Raw genomic sequence first — 2,405 nt, forward strand, 5'->3', positions numbered from 1 at the left:
GGATTTCAAACTCACATTACAAAACCTGTAGAGCCAGAGGAGTTAGTGAGGGCGATTGCAAACTTGCTAGAACCCAACTAATTTTCCGTAGGGCAGCTAAGCAGTAAACATTGCGGATTAGCAATATGGCATCTGTTAATTCAAAGGTCGCGTATGAAGGATCTACGTGACATACTCCACACACTCCCAATGAGGGTGAGTGTGGGCATCTGGGCGACTCCTTTAGGAGGACATTAACTGAAGCTCTAGAGCCACTATGCCCTAGTACCGCTTCGCGTAATTCGTAATTCGTAATTCGTAATTCGTAATTACGTTTTAGCAAGGGTTTCAGAGATTACAAATGGGTGGCTTATTTACGCCGTGCTGTACTAGGGACTTTTGGAGATAATTTTGAACTTTTTTCATCGGCTGCTTTTCAGCATTTAATTGAGTTACACCTATGTGATTAAAATTATATAAAATATTTTGAAGAAAACCAACAAAGTGTTCATTCCGACGCGGGAGTACCCGCTAACGCTTCGCTATCATCGACCAACATTGCTGATTTCGCTATGCGATGGTTTTGCTCGTTGGTCAATTCGTCACTCACGTGTATTCATCTCATCACCTCCCTATCGGGTAGGTGAGACGCTTCTACTATTTAAGCTAAATATAGAACTAGTATTTGATTTTTGAAATGCACGTAGTGGACCCTCTAGGCTAAAATAGTGCATTAGACCTAGACGTAGGTTGGGTGGAGCGGAGCGCAACCCAACTGATTATCAGGATGTTGGCTTTGGCAAAGCCTCCAACGCCACTTGCTACAACGCGTGAAACCCGCGCAACGCAGTGGCTCCCCAACCGACAATTTTTTTGCAACATTACTACCGAGATTTTTTCAGAAATCAAATATAATTCCTATATTTGTAAGCTACTTGACGAAACTCTTTAAGTCTGGCACTTTTCATATTGGCAGGTGAGTAATGGTAGTTCTTTACTCACTTACAGACCACTAGTCTCAATCGACTACAGGGTCTAGCAACTATGCCACGGTTCGACGACGCTTACGACCCAGAGTTCCCATCAGTAATGCACCGACCACAATTCCAGCCACAGTATTAGGTTCGGGGACAGCCTTAACATTGCCCTGTAGACCAATTCCGTCGTTACCGCACTGCATGAAGATGTTGGCCATATAGTTCCCTACGCCCAGGGAAGATTTGTCAATGGCGAAAGCAATGGTATAACTTCCTGTGGCGTTATTGTTCCAGTTAGTGAAGTTCAATCCATTACTTATGAGGTCAGATGTAGTCAGTGCTGTAATTCCACCCACATAAGTACCAGAACTGATGGTATTGAGGATAGGGGTGTTGGTTGCTGCAGAACTCGTATCTGAACTCCAAGCAACTCCAGTCGGGTTGGCGGCAACGCTCTGACCATACAAGTAGCTGTACTCATTTTGCTCGCTTGTAAAGTCACCGTTGGTTCCAAATCCCTCCTGAAAGTACCACTTCAGGCTGGAATAACCATCATGGGATAGGGTATCAGTTTTAGCAGAAACCCCTGAGTAAACTCCTATCGGCAAAGGGTTAGCCGCGTCAGTGGCAAATCTAAGCGCGTACAATTCGTTATCTTGGCTGGCGGTTTGGAAACTTTGACCAGTGAAGTTAAAGAATAAGTCACCATAGCCAATATTGATCGGGCTATTGTTAGTCCAATAGTTATTCTTAGAAACTCCACTTAAGGGCATCCCCCCGTTCAGGGCAACGAGGATTTGGCTTCCTGTATCCTTAATCGCCATTGCATCAATGCTGTAGTCTGAACCGCCGGAAGCATTGCTAGGATTACCAAACGTATAGTCCCAACCACTAGAAGACAAAGTTCCTGCGGAAGCTTGCTGGACACCTAAACAAACGGAAGCAAACGAGATCGCAGCAGAGAAAAGAAGCTTAGAGTAACGCATAGGGTAGGCTTAGGAATAACTTTTTTGATTGTGCTCAAATCTTATCCGATGGTATGTTAAGACACTGCCAGCAGGGGAGGATTAATCAGTGAATGTTCCAATAAGCCTTAATGAGTATTTCCATAACAAATTAAAAATTATGTTAGTAAAATTACATAATCAAAATTATACTAGTAAAATTACGTAAGTAATGATGTACAAGTTTCTATGAAGACGTGAAGCTAGCTAACAAAGTTGCCTTGGAAGACTACTAGTTGTTGGAAGTCGGAAGTCAGGAGTTAGAAGTCAGGGGTCAATTGCAATCGTACTTTGGCACTTTTTCCCTGCACAGAGCGTTGCATCCCATAGAAAAGCTGTCACTCTCCTGGGTCATAGAACCTCGCGGGATGTGGGAAACTCAGACACTTCAGTGCTGAGAGGGAAACGGCTCGTGCGACTTTAGTCGCAGTCAACATTAATTGCA

The 2,405-nt window shown here is 43.8% G+C and carries 1 protein-coding gene; it reads right to left on the reverse strand.

From position 1 onward, the window contains the following. Positions 1-1,021: 1,021 nt before the first annotated feature. Complete coding sequence (locus tag ACYTXL_RS30490; protein WP_461927886.1) at positions 1,022-1,942, reverse strand: PEP-CTERM sorting domain-containing protein; 921 nt, start codon at positions 1,940-1,942, stop codon at positions 1,022-1,024. Between the last annotated feature and the right edge of the window lie 463 nt (positions 1,943-2,405).

Source organism: Nostoc sp. (assembly GCF_054880495.1).

Bases quoted from the DNA above. Each gene is read 5' to 3' on its own strand.
- ACYTXL_RS30490 (WP_461927886.1), bottom strand. From the start codon at position 1,942: ATGCGTTACTCTAAGCTTCTTTTCTCTGCTGCGATCTCGTTTGCTTCC.